Raw genomic sequence first — 842 nt, 5'->3', positions numbered from 1 at the left:
GAATGGTTTGACCGCGCCGAACGGTCCCTCGCAGCGGCGGGTGATTCGCCAAGCGTTGGCGAATGCGGGGGTTTCGCCGGTCGATGTCGATGCGGTGGAAGCTCACGGCACGGGCACGACTCTTGGCGATCCGATCGAGGCCCAAGCACTTTTGGCTACCTACGGGCAGGGTCGTGACGCGGATCGTCCGCTGTGGCTGGGGTCGTTGAAGTCGAATATCGGTCATGCCCAAGCCGCCGCTGGTGTCGGTGGTGTGATCAAGATGGTCATGGCGATGCGCCGAGGACTGCTGCCGAAGACGCTGCATGTCGATGCGCCCAGCACCAAAGTTGATTGGTCCGAAGGGCATATCCGTTTGCTGACCGAGTCGGTGCCGTGGCCGGAGGTGGATCGGCCGCGTCGTGCTGGTGTCTCATCGTTCGGTATCAGCGGCACCAACGCCCACGTCATCATCGAACAGGCCCCGGTGCCGACGGTGGAGCCGGAGCCGGTGGTCAAGTCCGCACCGGCGGGCGGGTTGCTGCCATGGGTGGTCTCGGCCCGCAGTGCCGAGGCACTGGCCGCTCAGGCCGACCGCCTGGCATCGTATGTGGGCGAACATGATCCGATCGATATCGGCTTCTCCCTGGCGTCGACGCGCAGTGTCTTCGAGCACCGTGCCATTGTGGTGGCGGATGACCGTGATGGTCTGTTGGCGGGTATCCGGACCTTGGCGGCCGGTGCGTCGGCACCCGGTGTGGTGACCGGCCGCGTGCTGGCGGGTTCGACGGGTGTGGTGTTCTCGGGTCAGGGTGCGCAGTGGGCTGGTATGGCGGCTGAGTTGCGGACTGCGTTTCCGGTGT

The 842-nt window shown here is 65.6% G+C and carries 1 protein-coding gene; it reads left to right on the top strand.

Features of this window, described 5'->3' with window-relative positions; all coding sequences use genetic code 11:
* Nucleotides 1–842, top strand: an 842-nt coding sequence (locus NP3_RS46030) for a ketoacyl-synthetase C-terminal extension domain-containing protein (RefSeq protein ID WP_169814702.1), incomplete at both ends; no start/stop codon positions are given.

Origin of the sequence: Nocardia pseudovaccinii NBRC 100343 (genome assembly GCF_001613225.1) — a bacterium.
Taxonomy (GTDB): domain Bacteria; phylum Actinomycetota; class Actinomycetes; order Mycobacteriales; family Mycobacteriaceae; genus Nocardia; species Nocardia pseudovaccinii.
The sequence above is the reverse complement of the archived record's forward strand: the minus strand, read 5'-3'. Positions and strand labels throughout refer to the sequence as shown.